This window comes from Streptomyces bluensis (assembly GCF_014650715.1).
Classification (GTDB): Bacteria; Actinomycetota; Actinomycetes; order Streptomycetales; family Streptomycetaceae; genus Streptomyces; species Streptomyces bluensis.
Map to the genome: position 1 here is coordinate 114,723 of NZ_BMVM01000013.1, position 17,274 is coordinate 131,996.

The window sequence follows — 17,274 nt, forward strand, 5'->3', positions numbered from 1 at the left end:
CGCCGCCACCTCCACAGCTGATCCACTTCTGTCCGTGCGGCCCCTGTGAGCCGCCGCCGTCGGGCTGTCCGATCACACGTCGTCCGAGGTCACAGTCCCAGCTGCAGCCCGTCGGCCGCCTCCTCGACCATGGCGAGGCCGAGCCTGCTGACACGCACGGAGAACGGCGCGCCCGCGACCCGCAGCCCCGTCAGGCTGATCTCGCCCAGGGGTGCGCTGCGCATCGGTCGCAATGTGACCGTCCCGGCCGGCGCGTCGGGGCGGATCCCTGCGAGGGCGGTGAGGAGCAGCACTCCGGAGGCCGCGGCGGTCGCGGCCGGTCTGCAGGCCGCGGGGTGGGGCAGGGGTGCGCTCCCGGCCGTACGCTGCTGCCCCGCGTACATCTCGGGCAGCCGCCCGCCGAACTCCTCCGCGGCCGCCAGCACACCCCGCAGCAGCGAACCCGCCTCCTTCTCATGGCCCGCGGCAGCCAGTCCCGCGACCGCGACCGCCGTGTCCTGGACCCGGACGGCTCCGCTCCGATGTCCAAAGGGGTTGTACGCCGGCTCTTTCGCGCCCAGGCTCCGCAGCCCCCACCCTGAGTCCATGGCCGGGCCGCCCAGCAGCCGCGCGAGTTGCTCGGTCCGCACCTTGTCGAGCAGGCCCGGGGCCGCCGCTCCGGAGCCGAGGAGACCGGTGTCGAGGAGGTGGGCGGCTCCGGAGCCGAGGTGGGGCAGGGCTCGTCCGTCCCTGGTGCGGGCGGCCGCCGGTCTGCCGCCGCCCCGGTCCTCGACCCAGAAGTCCTCCCGGAACGCGGCCCGCAGTTGCTGGGCCCAGTCCCTCAGTCCCGCACCGCCGGGTCTGCCGTACGCGTCCAGGAGGTCGGCCCCCAGTACCGCGGCCCGATGAGCGTGTGCCTGTGTCTCGCAGAGCAGCGGCCCGCCGTGGTGCGGGTCGGGCACGTAGGGGTCGTCCCCGACGGTGGTGCGCAGCCAGCGCAGACAGCGTTCGGCGGCGGGGAGCAGCGTCTCCGTCTCCTGCTCCGGGAGGCCCCAGCGTCGTGCCTCCGCGAGGAGGGCCGGGAACAGCAGGGTGGCCTCGATGCCGGTACAGCCCGGCGGCAGGTGTGGACCGGCGTTCCGTCGTGGTCCGGGGATCATGCCGGACCGCGTTCCCGGACCGGGGAGTTGGGTGCGGGCCAGGGCGCGGAGCGTGCCCGTGGCAAGACGGGTGCCCAGGGGCAGCGTCATCCGGGCGGCGGCGAGGGCGTCGGCCGGAGCCATGCCGCAGCGCCAGGGCACCCCTGCCGCGAGGTACGTGTCGGCGGGGTTCACGGGGTCGCGCAGCAGCAGGGCCTGGAGGTCCTCGACGCACGTGTGCAGGAATGGCTGGACCCGGGGGTCGTCGCCCGCGGCCGTGGCCCGGGCGAGGGGGGTCTGCGCGCCGCGCCCCACCGCTCTGACGGGTCCGGCACCGTCCGGTCGTACGCGCAGCTCCACACTGCGGGTACCGCCCGGCGGGAGCTCCATCCTCCAGCGCAGCAGTCCCGCTGAGGCCAGCGCGTCCGTGGGCGGAGGTTGCGCGGTGACGGCCGCGTGCCCGCCGGCGCAGGACCAGCGCAGGCCGGAGTCATGGACGCTGGCGGGCAGTTCGGGTCCCGCCCTGCCGGAGGCCACCGCGCCCAGTTCGGCGAGGTCGGTGCCGAGGGCCACCTCCACGAGCAGCCGCAGCGGGCGGGGAACCGTGTTGAGCAGGGTGATCCGCTCCGTGCCGTCCGCGTGCCGGATGCGTTCCACCACGACGTCGGGGTCCGGCCCAACGTCCGCGGACACCCGCAGCGTTGCCATGAACCGGGCCCGGTCCGCCCCGACCATCCGCGCCTGCACGGCGAGCGGTTCCTGCCCGGCCACCCTCACCTGGCACCGGGAGAGCGTGCGCCGACCGGACCGGTAGAAGCCCTCCAGCCCTTGGCCGGTCAGCTGCCCCTGCTCCGTGGAGATCGCCAGGCCCGGCAGAGCGACGCAGACGAGCGTGGCATGGGCGGGCGGCAGGCCCAGGGGGGCGGAGGACGGGGTGAGCAGGGGCATGCGGCGGCTTCCTCTGTGCTCGGCGCGCCTGCGGTGTTCTCGCCGCCAGGCGCGGGCTCCGGAGGGGCGGTGACGGTGCGGCGGCGCGGCCCGGCCTGGGGTTCCGCCACTCAGGTGAACGGGGCGGACCTCCGCTGGGTCACGGCCCAGGGCTGGGAAGACGACCGAATTGCGCAAGGGGGAGGTTGGCAGGGGCTGCCGACCAGGCCGGTCTCCGCTCTCCTGTGCCCCGCAGTCACCGCGACTTGACATGAACCCGACATGAATCACGTCTTGGCTGCCTTGCCGCAGCCACCCGTCCCCCGGCGGGCTCGTGTGCGACCGCGGGTGTCGTCCGTCTCCCGGCCCGGGCCGTCGCCTGCGGGTGAGGTGCCGTCGGCCGACCGCGGGCGGCGGTCACCAAGGGCCCACGAAGATCGCCGGGCGGCGCGGACACCGGAGCTGCCCTCGGACCGCGCCCGGCGTCGGCGCCGCGGGCCGGTCCCGGACGCCCCCGGGGCGCACGCGGCGTGCTGGGCCCGTTCCTGGGCGCTGCTCTGACTCTTCCGCTCGGGGAAGTCGTCTGCGGGGGCCCGCATGGCCTCGGCCCGGTTCCTGCGTTCCGTGCGGAGGCAGCGGCGGATGGACTCCGGGTCGAGGCCTTCGTTGCAGGCCTGGTGGAGGAGGCGGGCGAAGAGGTAGTCCCGGTCGGCGGCGAGTGCCATGGCCAGGGCTTCCCGCGCCTCCAGTTCGTCACCGGAGGACCAGGCGACCCAGCCCGCGAGGGTGAGCGGGGCCGCGGCATGCTCGCCGTAGGCACCGACGCAGCGGCGGGCGAGCGCTCGCCAGAGCCGTAGGGCAGGCCCTGCCTCGTCGCCCTCCATCCACTCGGCCGCGCGGTCACGGGTCGAGCGGTCCTGGAGGCCGAGAACGAGGGTCGCCACCTCCTCGTGCCCGAGGAGCTCGTCGTCCCGGAGGTCCGCCTGGAGTGTGCCGGACACGTGCGGGGCGGCTGCCAGACGGCTCATGAGGCGGTGTGCCAGTTCCAGGGTCTCCTCGGCCATCGCCACGCGGCCCTCCTCATCCAGGATGCGGGGGACGACCGTCCCGTTCGCGGCGTCGAGCGCCGCCTCCTGCCGCAGGGCGGCCGCCGTCTCCCAGGGGATGAGCCTGGCCCTCAGCTCCCGCAGGGTGCCGCGCACTTGAAGGCCCGCGTACGTCGCCGCGGCGGCCAGGACCGAGGTACCGGGCAGCCCCATCGCCTCGCCCTCGGAGGAACAGCAGCCGTTGCCGGGGCAGCAGTACGACCAGAAACGGCCGCCGGAGATGCACAGAGCCTCGACAACAGGCACATCGAGCCGGCCGCAGGCCCTGCGCAGCAGTTGTGACAGCGGCCGCAGCCGCTCCATCACCTCCCGCGCCGACTCTCCGCCCGAGGGGTCCTGGCAGAGGAACGCGACCATGCTCTCGGGCCTGGCACCTCGACGTTCGCTGCCGGTCACCAGCCCGTGCGCCAACTGCTCGGCCACGGCGGGCCAGTCGTCGGCCTCGGCCGGGATGCCCAGGCGCGCCCGTCCGCCGAACCGTCCCCTGCCGTCACGGTCGTGCAGCGCGACGAGCACGATGCTGTCCTCGGGCCGGTAGCCGAGCAGGTAGGGCAGGGCATCGGCCAACTCCGCCGGTGTGCGGAGCGTGACCTGGTGTTCCCCGCACGGACCGGTGGCCGGCCGGTGCCCCGCGTACACCCTGGCTTCGTCATGTCCTGGCGCGATGGAGGAGTCCTCGTGCCCCGCGTGCGGGGAAGGCTGCTCGTGGCTCATGGCCGTCGCGCCCTGCTTGCCCGCCGGGCTCCGCGGCTGCTCCGATCCCTGCTCAGGCCCCATGTGCGGGGACAGGTCGCGGCCTTCGCGTCCGCCGCTCCCCTGCTGTCCGCCGATGCCACCGTTGACGTCGCTGCTGACGTCGCCGCTGATGTCGCCGTTGTCCGAGGTTCCGGCTGCTTCGCTGTGGTTCGTCATGCCGTGACCATCTCGCGGATTCCAGAGTTCCGGTTTGCCCTGTGGATAAGTCCGACCATGGCCACGTCAGAGGTTGCCCACAGTTCGAAGTACGCGACCAGTTCTGCACTTGCCACCCAGCGCACCGCGCCCGCCATGCGCGCCCCTCGCGCCCGCAGCACGTTCGCACAGACCGGTCATCCGGGACGGATGCCCTCAACTGGTCTCTGAAATCACAGAGTTCAGTGCGAGAGGGGTTTGCCTCCATCGAGTTGTGGGGGACTATTTCCGCAGCGATCACCGCGCGTAGACCCGCGTGACAACCGCTCAGTTGACGCTGTTGTGCGCTCCCTGCCACCGGGTACGGAGCGTCTTCCTCCCACACCCACTCCGGAGGTAATTCCGTCATGCGCAGACGTCTGGCCCTTCCGCTCGCCTCGGCCGTGCTCGCCGTCGCCGCGTCCCTGCTGACCGCCACGTCCGCCTCCGCGGCTCCGGCCGACAAGCCGCAGGTCCTCAGCAGTTGGACCCAGGAGTCCGCGAGCAGCTACAACGCGTGGCTGTCGGCCCGGAACAACCAGGGCGCCTGGTCGGCCTACGGTTTCGACTGGTCCACGGACTACTGCTCCTCCTCACCCGACAACCCCTTCGGCTTCCCGTTCGCAACCGCCTGCGCGCGCCATGACTTCGGCTACCGCAACTACAAGGCGGCCGGTACGTTCAGCGCCAACAAGTCCCGGCTCGACTCGGCCTTCTACGCGGACCTGAAGCGGGTCTGCGCGAACTACTCCGGCGCCACCAAGACGTCCTGCGACGGCACGGCGTGGACGTACTACCAGGCCGTCAGCATCTTCGGCGTCAGTGAGAAGGCGGGCGGCACGCGGCCCGTCGACTGACCATGAAGGTCGACTGACCATGAAAGAAGCGCGGGGCCCTCGTTCGAACGAGGGCCCCGCGCTCAGTTCTGCACGGCCACCGTGGGCCGATATGCCGCCTCAGTCCTGGCTGTTCAGGTACGCCTCGACGGCGTCGGCCGCGACGGCCGGACCGTCGACGGAGCGCATGCGCTCCCGCATGGCCCGCACGCGGTCGGCCACGGACGCCTCGCCCGTCACCTGGGCCACGGCCTCGCGCAGGCTCTGCACCGTGACGTCCTCCTTGGCCAGACGGCGGCCGAGGCCCAACTCGTCCACGCGCTGGGCGTTCGCCCGCTGCTCGCTCGTCTGCGGCACGACCACCATGGGGACGCCGTTGTAGAGCGACTCCATGGTGCTGTTCATGCCGCCGTGGGTGATGAACAGCCGTGCGTGGCGCAGCACATCGAGCTGGGGCGCGTAGCGCCGTACGTCGACGTTCGCGGGCAGCGGCCCGAGGCCGGCGGGGTCGGTGTGCTCACCGACGGTGATGAGGACATCCCACTCGGAGTCGCCGAAGGCCTCGATGGCCATCGTGAAGAACTCCGACCAGCCCCTGGCCGAGGTGCCGAGCGAGATCAGCAGCACGGGCCGGTCCTCCGAGGCCGGCTGCCAGGTGCCCTGGTAGGGGCGTTCGGCGATGCAGGGCCCAGTGAAGACGAACCGTTCGTCGAAGGTCTCGCCCGCGTACTGGAATTCGCGCGGGAGGAAGACGATGCCGAGCTTCTCGATGTGCGAAAGGAAGCCCATCGGGTCGGCGGGCAGGCCGAACTGGGGCAGCACACCGGCGAGCTTCTGCACCGCTTCCATGATCTGCGGGTCGTTCAGCTCCGCCACCGGGAACTTCTCCCGGAGGGAGAAGTGTTCGTTCGCTCCGAACACCGGAAACGTCCGGATCAGTGGAATGTCGTTCTTCGCGGCGAAGAAACGCGCTCCCCACGCCATGAAGTCATGGACGATCACGTCCGGACGGTTCTCCTCGTAGAACGGTGCGACCTGTTCCACAAGGGACGTGCTCTCGTTCAGGCACCGCAGTCCCTCCCCCGCGTTCTCCTCGGCGGTCAGGGGGGCGCGGTAGAAGTCGCCGAACACCGAGTCGTACCGGACCGGTTCGGCGCCGGCGGCCTTCACGATGGGGGCGAAGTGGTCCGTCACGGTGCAGGTGACGCGATGGCCCCGTCGCACCAGTTCCTCGACCACACCGACGGTGGGGTTGACATGGCCTACGGCCGGAAAGTTGAAGAAAGCGATATGGCGTTGCACGTGTGTCTCCTTCCATGCGCTGCCGGTGCCGGGCCTTCGGCCGGTCGTCGCCGAGGGGCCCGGGGCAGCGGCCGCTCATTCGGTTCCGTTGGGTTCTCCGCGCGAGGCGGACCGGTGTATCTCGTCGAGGAGTTCGGCCTGCCGCAGGGTGGCTCCGGTGTCCAGGAGGGTTCGGTCGCGCACCGCGGCGGCGAAGGCCACGACGGTGGCCGCCACCTGGTCGTGCGGTTCGAGCTTGATCTCCTCGACCGTCCCGCCCCGGTGCAGGCCGATCACGGGGACGTGGTCGGCGGGTGGGGTGAACGCCCGGTCGACGGTGATGCTGCCCTCGCTGCCCCACAGTTCGTACGACGAGCGGTAGGCGTGCTCCATGCCGAAGGTGATCTGGGCCGTGACGGTGCCGGGGGTGCTCAGCAGGGCGGCACCGGAGGTCTCCACCCGCCGTCCCGGCCCCTTGACGAGACGGGCGCCGACGAGGTCGAGATCGTGGCCCAGGAAGTGCAGTGCCGCCCGTAGCGGGTAGACCCCCACGTCCGCCAGCGCCCCGCCGCCGAGTTCGGGGTCGTATCGGATGTCACCGTCCGGGAGCGGGGGGATGGTGAACGCCGCGTGGAACGCGCGCGGTTCACCGATCGCGCCCTCGGCCACCAGGCGCCGTACCTCCTCGTGCCGGTGGTGATGGACGAACATGACGTTCTCCATGAGCACCAGGCCCCGGGTGCGGGCGAGGTCGAGCAGTTCGCCGGTGCGGTGGCGGTCGGTGGTCAGGGGCTTCTCGGCGAGGACGTGCCGGCCCGCGGTCAGTGCGGCCTCGGTCCACTCGGCGTGCAGGGCCGCGGGCAGCGGCACGTACACGGCCTGGATGTCGTCCTGTTCCAGGAGCTCGGCGTATCCGTGGACGGAACGGCCGCCGAAACGTTCCGCGACCTCGCGTGCCTTGGCCTCGTCACGGCTGGCCACGGCCGCGATCTCGATGTCGGGGCAGGCCGCGAAGGCGGGAAGCATACGGCGCACCGCGATGCCCGCGCATCCGATCACGCCCACCCGCAGGGGTCCGGTCACCGGGTCCGCACCGCCGTCGCGTTGAGGCAGGCCAGCATGGTGCGGGCCTGGACGTTGAGATAGTGGCCATGCCGGACGAGGGAGGTCAGCTGCCCGGGGGTGACCCAGGCGTAGCCGGGCGGCGGGTCCAGGGGGGCGTCGGCCTGGTCCGCCTCGACGACGAGGAAGCGGCTCTCGGCGTTGAGGAAACGGCCGCCCTCCTCGGAGTGCACGACCTCGTAGCGGATGCGGTCCGGGCCGGCGCGCAGCACCGTGTCGAGGAACCTGGGGCGTTCCTTCTCGGGCAGGTGGGCGTAGTTGTCCGGGGTGCACTGCACGGTCGGTCCCAGCTCGACGGTGTCGAGGAAGCCGCCCTCGACCCGGGCGTGCACCAGCACGTGCGGGACGCCGCCGAACTCGCGGGTGAGGAAGGCGGTGACCCCGAGGCCCACCGGCTCGAACAGGGGCTGGGTCCAGCCCGTCACCTCCCGGTTTCCCGCCTGCACGGACACGGCCACGACGTTGAAGTAGCGGCCCTCCTCGTGCTCGATGGTGCTGTCGCCGCGTTTCCAGCCGGGGATGGACTCCAGCGGGACGCGCTCGGCGCGCACGGAGTGCCGGGTGCGCTCGCCGGTGATCCACGAGTGCAGTTCGATGTCGGAGAGCAGCGCGCCGTCCGCGGCGTCCGCGAAGGGCAGGCAGGACAGCACCGTACGGGAGTCCATGTTGACCACGTTGTCCCGGCGCAGCAGTTCGTGGATCTGGCCGAGGGTGAGCCAACAGAAGTCGTCCAGCAGCGGCACGTCGCCGACGGCCTCGACGACCATGTTGCGGTTGGACTTGCGGTAGAACCACGAGCCGTGCTCGGACTGGAGCACGTCCGCGATGATCCGGCCGCGGTTCGGCCCGACGAAGTACTCGATGTACTTGACGTCCGCGCCCTTGTGGGCCTTGGTGTAGTTGCTGCGGGTCGCCTGCACCGTGGGCGAGAGCTGGAGCAGGTTCGGGTTGCCGGGTTCCATCTTCGCCTGCATCAGGAAGTGCAGCACCCCGTCGAACTCCTTGACGAGGATGCCGAGGATCCCCACCTCGGGCTGCTTGATGATGGGCTGGTACCACTCGGCGTACGGACCGTCGCCGTACGGTTCGCCCTCCTCGGTGACGTGCAGTCCCTCGACGGTGAAGAACCGGCCGCTGCGGTGCACCAGGTTCCCGGTGGACTCCTGGAACGACCAGCCGTCCAGCTCGGCGAACGGTATCCGCTCCACCCGGAAGGTATTGGCCCTGCCCCGTCCGGCCAGCCAGTCGCCGAAGTCCTCGGTGCTCAGATGCGCACCCTGGGCGGTGGCGGCCGACAGAGCGATGCGGGCGGGCAGGCTCGTGTTCTCACGCGTCTGGATGATGTGGGACGGCATCGGAGAGACTCCCCGCCTTTCTCGTGATGCGTTCGCGGCCTCGTCAGGCATCTTCGGCCGCGAGGAAGTCGTTGAGGACGAGGCGGTAGTAGTCGGGGCCGAAGCCCATGTCCGCCACTTCAGGGACCAGGGCGCGCAGCTTCTCCGTGGAGATGTCGTACTGGACGCCGGTGTCCACGTACTCCTTGCGCGGCTGGAGTCCCAGCGCGCCGGCGAGATGGTCGGCGATGGCCTCCACCGGGACGGCGTATCCGGAGGCCACGTTGACCGTGTCGGCCCGCAGACCCGCGGCGAGCAGCCGGTCGATGATCGTCACCGCGTCACTGACCCGGATCAGGTCACGGGAGGCGCCCCGGTGCATGGTCACCGACCCCTCGCGTACCTGACGCAGCAGCGTCGGGATCAGCTGGTGGTACCGGCCGTGCGGTCCGACCAGGTGCGCCAGCCGGAGGATGAGGTGGTCGACCCCGGTCTCGCGCAGCTGCTCCTCCAGGGCGAGTTTGTGTGCGCCGTAGGGGGTGTAGGGGGTCACCGGGGTGTCCTCCCTGCCGGGCCCTTCGGCGAATCCGTACATTCCGGTCGCGGCTGTCGAGAAGAACAGCAGTCTCCGTCCGGTGGCCGCGCACTGCTTGGCGACATCGCGCAGCAGTGCGACCTCCCGCGCGAAGTCCGCGTCGGAGGCGCCGCTCGTCCTGGACTCCCCCGCCGCGAGGGCAACGGTGCCCGGATGCCGGCCGGCCAGTGGACGCAGACTCCGCGCCAGGAATCCGGTTCCCACTATCTCCATCGTCGTCGTCCTGATCTCTGAGTGGGAGGCGGTCCGTCGGGCCAGAGCTTCGCACCGCATGGGAGTCCGATCAGCGCGCGGCGTCTGGTGCGTGCGATCACAAGGCGCCCGGAATGCCCTCGTAGCGGAGCTACCAGGGCGTTTCGGCAACGCCGCGAGCGTGCGTGCCAGGCGTCGCGCGCCGGGCTCCCGTGCGGTTCGGAGCTCTTAGCCACGCTGGGCCACGAACTCCTTGATCGTGGCGGTCATGTAGTCGAGCATTTCGTCGGTGAGCCCCGGGTAGATGCCGATCCAGAAGGTGTGCTCGGTGATGATGTCGCTGTTGGTGAGCTCGCCGACGATGCGGTGGGGCTGGCCGATGTAGGCCGGCTGGCGGGTGAGGTTGCCGGCGAACAGCCGCCGGGTGCCGATCTTCCGCTCCTCCAGGTGGGCGACCAGTTCGGCGCGGGTGAAGCGGGCCTCGGGGTCGACGGTGATGACGAATCCGAACCAGCTCGGCTCGGACCGGGGGGTCGGCTCGGGGAGCAGCAGGCCCGGTACCCCGTCCAGCCCCTCGCGCAGCCGGCGCCAGTTGCGGCGCCGCGCCTCGATGAAGCCGTCGAGCTTGTCGAGCTGCGTCAGGCCCAGCGCGGCCTGGATGTCGGTCCCCTTCAGGTTGTAACCGACGTGGGAGAAGATGTACTTGTGGTCGTATCCGGCGGGCAGGTTGCCCATCTGGTACTCGAACCGCTTGAAGCAGGTGTTGTTCTTGCCGGGTTCGCACCAGCAGTCCCGCCCCCAGTCGCGCAGTGACTCCACGACACGGGCCAGACCCAGGTTCGAGGTGAGGACGCAGCCGCCCTCGCCCATGGTGAGGTGGTGCGCCGGGTAGAAGCTGACCGTCGTCAGGTCGCCGAAGGTGCCGGTGATCTGACCGTCGTAGGTGGAGCCGACCGCGTCGCAGTTGTCCTCGATGAGGAACAGGTCGTGTTCCTTGGCGAGCTGGGCCACCTCGGCGACCTCGAAGGGGTTGCCGAGCGCGTGCGCGATGATGATCGCCCGGGTCTTGGGGCCGATGGCACGCGCCACCCGGTCGGCCGTGGTGTTGTACGTGGCCAGGTCCACGTCCACGAAGACCGGAATGAGCCCGTTCTGCAGGATGGGGTTCACGGTGGTGGGGAATCCGGCGGCGACGGTGATCACCTCGTCGCCCGGCTTCAGCGCCCGGTCACCGAGCTGGTGCGAGGTGAGCGAGGAGACGGCGAGGAGGTTCGCCGACGAACCGGAGTTGGTCAGATGGGCCTTGCGTCGCTTCAGGCGCTTGGCGAAGGCGGACTCGAACTTCTTGGAGCTGGGCCCGGCGGCGATGCGCATGGTCAGTGCGGCCTCGACGATGGCGACCCGGTCCTCCTCGTCCAGGACCGCGCCGGACGGCCAGATCTCGGTCACCCCGGGCACGAACTCCCGGTCGGGCGCTGTCTCCCGGTGGTACCTGCGGACCTCGTCCAGCACCAGTTCCTTGATGTCGGGGTTGTCGCTCATCGTCATTTCCTTCCGTTGACTGGCGCCGGCACCGCGGCCGCCAGCAGGTCGCGCAGCGAGGCGTCGAGGGTGCGCCGCGGCTGCCATCCCAGGAGCCGCAGCGCTCGTGAGACGTCCAGTTGCTGCCACTGCGCATCCGTGCGTGAGGGCTGGTCGGGAACGGTCTCGACGACCGGGAGGTCCACACCGCTGAGTTCGACCATGCGGTGGATGGTCGCGTCCATCGGGACCGCCTCTCCGCGGCCGATGTTGACCACCTGGCCGCCGAGGTCCGCCGCCGGGGCGGTGGCGGCGGCCCGTACGGCGTCGACGGCGTCGTGCACGTCCACGACGTCGCGGTGGGCGCGCAGCGGCGGGAGCCTCAGCTCGTCCGGTTTCTCGCCCAGGGACTGGGCGCGGGCGGCCGCGCCGAGGTGCGCGGCGACCATGCCGAAGAGGCTGCCGGCCGGCGCCCCGGCACCGATCACGTTGGCGAGGCGCAGGACCACGCCGTCCAGGCCGTGGTCCGCCGCGGCCCGCAGGACGGCCTGGGTGCCGAGGAGTTTGGTGCGCCCGTACGGGGTGACGGGAGCGGGCTCCTGCTCCTCGGGGGTGCCGGCGCCCGGCGTACCCGCGCCGTACTCGTGGACGGTGCCGAGCTGGATCAGGCGCGGCGGGCGGGGCAGGCCGACGAGTGACTCCGTCACGCGCAGGACCAGGTCCGCGTTGCCCGCGGTCATCTCGGCCTCGTCGGCCCGCCAGGCCCGGCCGGCGGCGTTGACCACCACATCGGGCCGCAGCGAGCCGAAGAACGCGGTGAGTTCCCGTGGACCGGCCGCCAGCAGGTCCATGCGGACGGGACGCGGGTCCGCCGAGCCGTCCTCCGCGGGGTTCCGGGACACCAGGTGCACCTGGGCGCCGTCGGCGTGGAACGCCTCGCCGATGTGGCGGCCCAGGTAGCCCGTGCCTCCGAGCACGACGACACGGAGTCCGGCCGCGGTGCCGTGGTCAGCCGTCCGCACGTTCGACCCCGTGCTTGACGGTCTTCCACCAGTCGGGGTTGTCGCGGTACCAGGCCACCGTGGCGGCCAGGCCCTCCTCGAATCCGGTCAGCGGCGCGTAGCCGAGCTCTTCGCGGATCTTGGTTTCGTCGATGGAGTACCGCAGGTCGTGCGCCTTGCGGTCGGCGACACGGCGGATCATCTCCGGCCCCGAGCCGGTCAGTTCGAGCAGACGCTCGGTGATGGCGCGGTTGGTCCGTTCGTTGCCGCCGCCGATGTTGTAGATCTCGCCGGGCCGGCCGCCGTCGAGCACGAGGTGGATGCCCCGGCAGTGGTCGTCCACGTGCAGCCATTCGCGGATGTTGCCGCCGTCGCCGTACAGCGGCACCTGCCGGCCTTCCAGCAGGTTGGTGACGAACAGCGGGATGAGCTTCTCGGGGTGCTGGTACGGCCCGTAGTTGTTGGAGCAGCGCGTGATGGAGAGGTCCACTCCGTGGGTGCGCCAGTAGGTGCGGGCGACCAGGTCGGAACAGGCCTTGGAGGCCGCGTAGGGGGTGTTGGGCAGCAGCGGCCACTCCTCGGTCCAGGAGCCCTCGTCGATCGAGCCGTACACCTCGTCGGTGGAGACGTGCACGACCCGCTCGACCCCGCTGCCCAGCACGGCGTCGAGGAGCGTCTGGGTGCCCAGGACGTTGGTGCGGAAGAACTCTCCGGCGCCCTCCAGCGAGCGGTCCACGTGGGACTCGGCGGCGAAGTGCACCACGGCGTCGTGTCCGGGCAGCAGTTCGCGCAGCAGGGCCGCGTCGCAGACGTCGCCCTGGACGAACTCCAGGCGCGGGTGCGAGGCCGGCAGGTTGTCGCGGTTGCCCGCGTAGGTCAGCTTGTCCAGGGCGGTGACCTGGGCTCCCTTCCACCCCGCGTAGGTGTCCGCGAGGAGGTTGCGGACGAAGTTGGAGCCGATGAAACCGGCGGCGCCGGTGATGAGGATTCTCATGCCGCGACTTCCACTCGGGTGTGGTCTCCGACGACCAGGCGGTAGTGGTCCGTGCTCTGCCCGCTGGTGCCGACGGAGGCGGAGCGACCGATGACGGAACTGCGCAGGCCCTGGACGCCCGTGACCGAGGCGCCGTCCAGGGCTATGGAGTACTCCAGCCGGCTTCCGGTGACCGCGCAGCCGCGCCCGATGGACGTGTGCGCGCCGATGTGGCTGTCCTCCACGACGGTGCCGGCGCCGATGATCGCCGGCCCCTCGATGCGGGAGCGCACGATGCGCGCCCCTTCTTCCACGACGACCGGTCCCGCCAGCACGCTGGCGTCGTCGACCTCGCCGTGGACCGCGGGCCTGAGGCTCTCCAGGATGTGCCGGTTGCACTCCAGGACGTCCTCGACGTTCCCGGTGTCCTTCCAGTAGCCCTCGTACTGGCCGGCCCGTACGTCCGCGCCCGACGACACCAGCCACTGGATCGCGTCGGTGATCTCCAGTTCGCCGCGGGCGCTGGGCTCAATGGCCTGGACCGCCTCGTGGATGGCGGCGGTGAAGAAGTACACGCCCATCAGGGCCAGGTCGCTGCGCGGCTGCTGCGGCTTCTCCACCAGGCGCAGCACCTCGCCGCCGGGGCCCAGTTCGGCCACGCCGAAGGCGCGCGGGTCCGGGACCTTGTAGACCACGACATGGGCGGCCGGGCGGTGCGCGGCGAACTCCTCGGCGATGCCGGCGATCCCGTCGGGCAGCATGTTGTCGCCGAGGTACATCACGAAGTCGTCGTCGCCGAGGAAGTCCCGGGCGATGGCGACGGTATGGGCGAGGCCGAGCGGGGCCTCCTGCTGGATGTAGGTCAGCCGTGCGCCCAACCGGGATCCGTCGCCGATGGCCTCGCGGATCTCGGGGCCGCGGTCGCCGACGATGACCCCGATGTCGGTCACGCCGAGGTCCAGGATGTTCCTCAGGACGTATTCCAGGACCGGCGTGTTCGCGATGGGGATGAGCTGTTTGGGCATGGAATAGCTGAAGGGTCGCAGGCGGGTGCCCGACCCGCCCGCCAACACCAGAGCCTTCATGGCAGGTCCTCTCGATTTCTCATGGGTTGGTGCCTCTTCGGTCTGGTGCGCGGTTCGCAGCCGCTCGGCCGTGCACGCGTTCCGGGTGCGCCGGCGGCCGGCAGGGCGGGGGTGACGCCGTGTCAGGCGGCGTCGAAGTCGGACAGCATGCCTGCTGCCAGGGCCTCGGCCAGCGTGGGTGCCTTCGCGTCCTTGTCCGAGATCAGCGGGGTGCCGACGCAGTCCCAGGGAAGGTCTAGGTCGGGGTCGAGGGGGTTGATGTCGATCTGTGTTCCGGGGACATAGGTGCTGGAGACGACGTAGCAGATGCAGGCGTCGTCGGTGAGCGCCAGGAAGCCGTGCCCGACGCCCTCCGGGACGTACACGGACCGGCCCGATGCGGCGTCCAGTTCGTTCACCTGGTGTCGGCCGAAGGTGGGCGAACCGATCCGCAGGTCGACGACGATGTCGCGCAGCACGCCCCGGACGCAGGTGACGAACTTGGCCTGCCCCGGCGGGATGCTGACGCTGTGGATGCCGCGCAGGGTGTGGCGCCGGGACACCGAGTAGTTGATCTGACGGGGCTGGAAGACGATCCCCGCGGACCGCTCCAGTTCGTCGGCCCGCATCGACTCGTAGAACACGCCCCGGTCGTCGGAGATGTGGTCCGGCTCGATCAGGTACGTGCCGGGGATGGTGGTCTCTTCGATGCGCACGGCTCGCTCGCCCTTTCGTCCTGAACTCGACTCGTGCTGTGCGGGCCGGGGCCCTGCGGGTCCGGGGGCCCCGCTCCCGGGGCCGGTGGCGCGGCGCGGGAACGGGGGAGCCGTGCGGTGGCGGGTGCCGGCCGGTCAGCCGCGGTGCTCGGCGGTCAGCCGCTCCAGCACCGGGATCACGTCCTTCGGCGCCGGGGCGGCCAGCATGTCCTCGTACAGAGCGCGGGCCCCGAGCTGGAAGGAGGGCTCCTCCACCAGCCGGACGAGGTCCTTCTGCAGGCTGTCGACGTCGATCGCCGCCGGGTCGGCGACCAGGCCCGCGCCGCGCCGGGCGACGTAGCGCGCCGTGACCATCTCGTCCCACATGGGGAGCGGCACGACGAGCTGCGGCACCTTGCAGGCGACGGCCGCGGCGAACGTCCCGCCGCCACCGTGGTGGATGATCGCCGAGCTGGTGGGCAGCACCTGGTTGAGCGGTACGTACTCGATGGCGCGGACGTTGTCGGGGAGCGTGCCCACGGCGGCGAGCTGCTCGCTGTTGAGCGTGGCGACCAGTTCCAGGTCCAGGCCGGACACGGAGTCGAAGAACTCCCGCATCGGGAAGCCGCTGTGCTGACCCGCGAGCAGTCGCCGGCTCACCCCGAGGGTGAGCACCGCGCGGGGCCGCTCGGGCCGGGAGTACAGCCACTGCGGAAGCGTGGCGGCCCCGTTGTACGGGACCCGGCGGACCGGGATGTACGTCAGGTCGAGCGGGTTGCGCATCCGGGACTGGGTGAGGTCCAGGGTCCACTGGCCGACCAGCGTCTCCTCGGTGAAGTCGAGGCCGTACCGCTCCAGCACGGGGCCCAGCCACGCCATCCACGGGTCCTCGGTCAGGCCCGAGGACGGATCGGCCAGCTCCTGTCGCGTCTTGGCGCGGATCAGACCGATGTTGTCCATGCCGAACAGAAGCCGGGCGTGGGCGGCGCCGCAGGCGCGTGCGGCCACCGCGCCGGTCGGCGCCAGCGGGTCCCACAGCACCAGGTCCGGGCGCCACTCACGGGCGAACTCGACCAGGTTGTCCAGGATCGGCCGTCGCCCGCCCTCCGCCGACTCCGGCGGGTAGTAGGCGTTGAACATGCCCCCGAGGACGGCCCTGGCCGTACGCCAGGCGTTCTCGTCCTCGGGGTCGAGCGCCAGGGTGGGCCGGTTGGGGCCGGCGCCGGCGATGAGAGGGGCCAGCGAGGCGGTGAGTTCCTCCTTGCCGCCCAGCGACACCGCGGTGAGGCCGGCCGAGGTGATGTTCGCGATCACCTTCGGGTCGACCACGCCTTCGGGGCTCGCCACCACGACCTCATGGCCGGCAGCCTGCAGCGCCCATGCCAGCGGGATGGCGGGATACAGATGTGCCGATGTCGGAAAGACGGTGAATAGAACGCGCATCGCTGACCTCTCGGAGACTGCCGGCCCGACGCCGACGGCGTGCTGTTCGATGGAATCGTGCGAGTGGGTTCTAAAGAGCCGCTTGTGCAAGGCGGCCGGGCCATGGCCCCGCAGACGGTCCGGGCGCCGGACAGGTCTTCTGGTCTTGTCGCGGGGTGGTGCGGGCGCGGCGGTGGCCCGCGGCATGGCGCGAAAGCATCGGCGGAATCAACCGCGGCACCCGCGCGCAACCATGCGCGGAACCACGGGACAAGGTGCTCCCGGCGCCGCGGCCTCATGCGGCGCGGGATCGCTCCGGAACTCGGGAGGACACCACTCGGCATCGTGGCCGGCCGGGACGTGGCACCGCTCTTTACGCGCGTGCCGCAGGACTGCCGAGCCGCGCCAGGCGATGCCGCGCAGCCACTGCGGGCGGGGGGCCGGGCCGCCTACGGTCGGCGCGCGGACGAGTCCGCCTCAGGGGCGTTGTGGGTGGGGGCGACGGAGCGCGCCCGGCCCGCAAGTCCTCATGGACGAGGCGCACTTCGACGGCCGAAGGGAGGCCTCGCAGCGAGGACTTGCGGGGAACCAAGCGCCCCACGGGGGTACCGGCTGGGGTACCCGGGGGGTGTCAGCGGTACCAGCCGTCGGCGGTACGCAGGCCGAAACCGAGGGCCCGGTCGACGGTGATGTGCAGCAGCCAGGTCAGACCGAAGTTGAACAGGGGGACGGCGACGGACGGAGACTCGGGAATCAGGCAGGTCAGCATGACGACGATGGCGACGACAGGCCGGTGCAGCAGGTTGTAGACGGGAACGGCCCTGCGGGGCAGTTGGCCGTGCTGGTGCGGGCCGGAGAGACCGAGGAGGAACGACAGGTCCGGTGCGACGGCACCGGCGAGCGCCGCGACGACCACCCAACCGCCGTACTTCGTCGCCTCGAACACCGCAAAGACCAGCAGCACGGCGGACAACAGCCCCCAGGCGACGCGGACCTGCGGTGAGGCCGAGCTCCTGGTAGCGCCTTCCGCGGCGTCGTGTGACACGGGACATGTTCCTTTCAGGTGGGATCCGTACGAGTTCGGGGCGGCGCAGGCGACCGCGCGGCGGTGGTGGTGGAAGGCTCGAAAGGCCATTTGGTTCCCCGCTCGACGGGGT

General features: G+C 71.2%; 14 protein-coding genes. 1 reads left to right on the top strand and 13 read right to left on the bottom strand.

The window, feature by feature from the left end:
- Window positions 1–89: 89 nt before the first annotated feature.
- Entirely contained in the window at window positions 90–2,066 is a 1,977-nt protein-coding gene (locus IE262_RS28025) for a glycogen debranching N-terminal domain-containing protein (protein WP_189877597.1), read from the bottom strand.
- A 266-nt stretch (window positions 2,067–2,332) separates the two neighbouring features.
- Window positions 2,333–4,063, bottom strand: a complete 1,731-nt coding sequence (locus tag IE262_RS28030; protein ID WP_229877534.1) for a DUF4192 domain-containing protein — start codon at window positions 4,061–4,063, stop codon at window positions 2,333–2,335.
- Window positions 4,064–4,449: 386 nt separating this feature from the next.
- Here IE262_RS28030 and IE262_RS28035 point away from each other — a divergent pair, with 386 nt between their 5' ends.
- Entirely contained in the window at window positions 4,450–4,938 is a 489-nt protein-coding gene (locus IE262_RS28035; protein WP_134040546.1) for a phospholipase, read from the top strand.
- 99 nt (window positions 4,939–5,037) lie between these two features.
- On the opposite strand, the gene IE262_RS28040 is transcribed toward IE262_RS28035, so the two are convergent.
- The 11 genes from IE262_RS28040 to IE262_RS28090 form a co-directional block, all read right to left on the bottom strand.
- On the bottom strand, window positions 5,038–6,219 hold the full coding sequence (locus IE262_RS28040; RefSeq protein WP_189877599.1) for a macrolide family glycosyltransferase: 1,182 nt from the start codon (window positions 6,217–6,219) through the stop codon (window positions 5,038–5,040).
- Window positions 6,220–6,294: 75 nt separating this feature from the next.
- Window positions 6,295–7,281 (bottom strand): Gfo/Idh/MocA family protein, encoded by a 987-nt coding sequence (locus IE262_RS28045; RefSeq protein WP_268249584.1) that lies wholly within the window; start codon window positions 7,279–7,281, stop codon window positions 6,295–6,297.
- Complete coding sequence (locus IE262_RS28050; RefSeq protein WP_189877601.1) at window positions 7,278–8,675, bottom strand: NDP-hexose 2,3-dehydratase family protein; 1,398 nt, start codon at window positions 8,673–8,675, stop codon at window positions 7,278–7,280. The genes IE262_RS28045 and IE262_RS28050 overlap by 4 nt, the downstream gene beginning before the upstream one ends.
- A 43-nt stretch (window positions 8,676–8,718) precedes the next feature.
- On the bottom strand, window positions 8,719–9,522 hold the full coding sequence (locus IE262_RS28055) for an NAD-dependent epimerase/dehydratase family protein (RefSeq protein WP_351080015.1): 804 nt from the start codon (window positions 9,520–9,522) through the stop codon (window positions 8,719–8,721).
- Window positions 9,523–9,669: 147 nt separating this feature from the next.
- Window positions 9,670–10,989: a lipopolysaccharide biosynthesis protein RfbH gene (gene rfbH / locus IE262_RS28060; protein ID WP_373305155.1), complete on the bottom strand. Its 1,320-nt coding sequence runs from the start codon at window positions 10,987–10,989 to the stop codon at window positions 9,670–9,672.
- Entirely contained in the window at window positions 10,986–11,984 is a 999-nt protein-coding gene (locus tag IE262_RS28065; RefSeq protein WP_189877603.1) for an NAD-dependent epimerase/dehydratase family protein, read from the bottom strand. The genes rfbH and IE262_RS28065 overlap by 4 nt, the downstream gene beginning before the upstream one ends.
- Window positions 11,971–12,957, bottom strand: coding sequence for a dTDP-glucose 4,6-dehydratase (gene rfbB, locus IE262_RS28070; protein ID WP_134040540.1), 987 nt, complete (start codon window positions 12,955–12,957; stop codon window positions 11,971–11,973). The genes IE262_RS28065 and rfbB overlap by 14 nt, the downstream gene beginning before the upstream one ends.
- Window positions 12,954–14,021 (bottom strand): glucose-1-phosphate thymidylyltransferase, encoded by a 1,068-nt coding sequence (locus IE262_RS28075; RefSeq protein ID WP_189877605.1) that lies wholly within the window; start codon window positions 14,019–14,021, stop codon window positions 12,954–12,956. Before IE262_RS28075 ends, rfbB begins: the two co-directional genes overlap by 4 nt.
- Before the next feature lie 122 nt (window positions 14,022–14,143).
- A complete protein-coding gene (locus IE262_RS28080; protein WP_134040538.1) occupies window positions 14,144–14,716 on the bottom strand; it encodes a dTDP-4-dehydrorhamnose 3,5-epimerase family protein in 573 nt (190 codons plus the stop codon).
- Between the two features lie 135 nt (window positions 14,717–14,851).
- Entirely contained in the window at window positions 14,852–16,138 is a 1,287-nt protein-coding gene (locus IE262_RS28085; RefSeq protein ID WP_134040537.1) for an activator-dependent family glycosyltransferase, read from the bottom strand.
- A 610-nt stretch (window positions 16,139–16,748) separates the two neighbouring features.
- Entirely contained in the window at window positions 16,749–17,162 is a 414-nt protein-coding gene (locus tag IE262_RS28090) for a DUF4260 family protein (protein WP_229877535.1), read from the bottom strand.
- Window positions 17,163–17,274 lie beyond the last annotated feature (112 nt).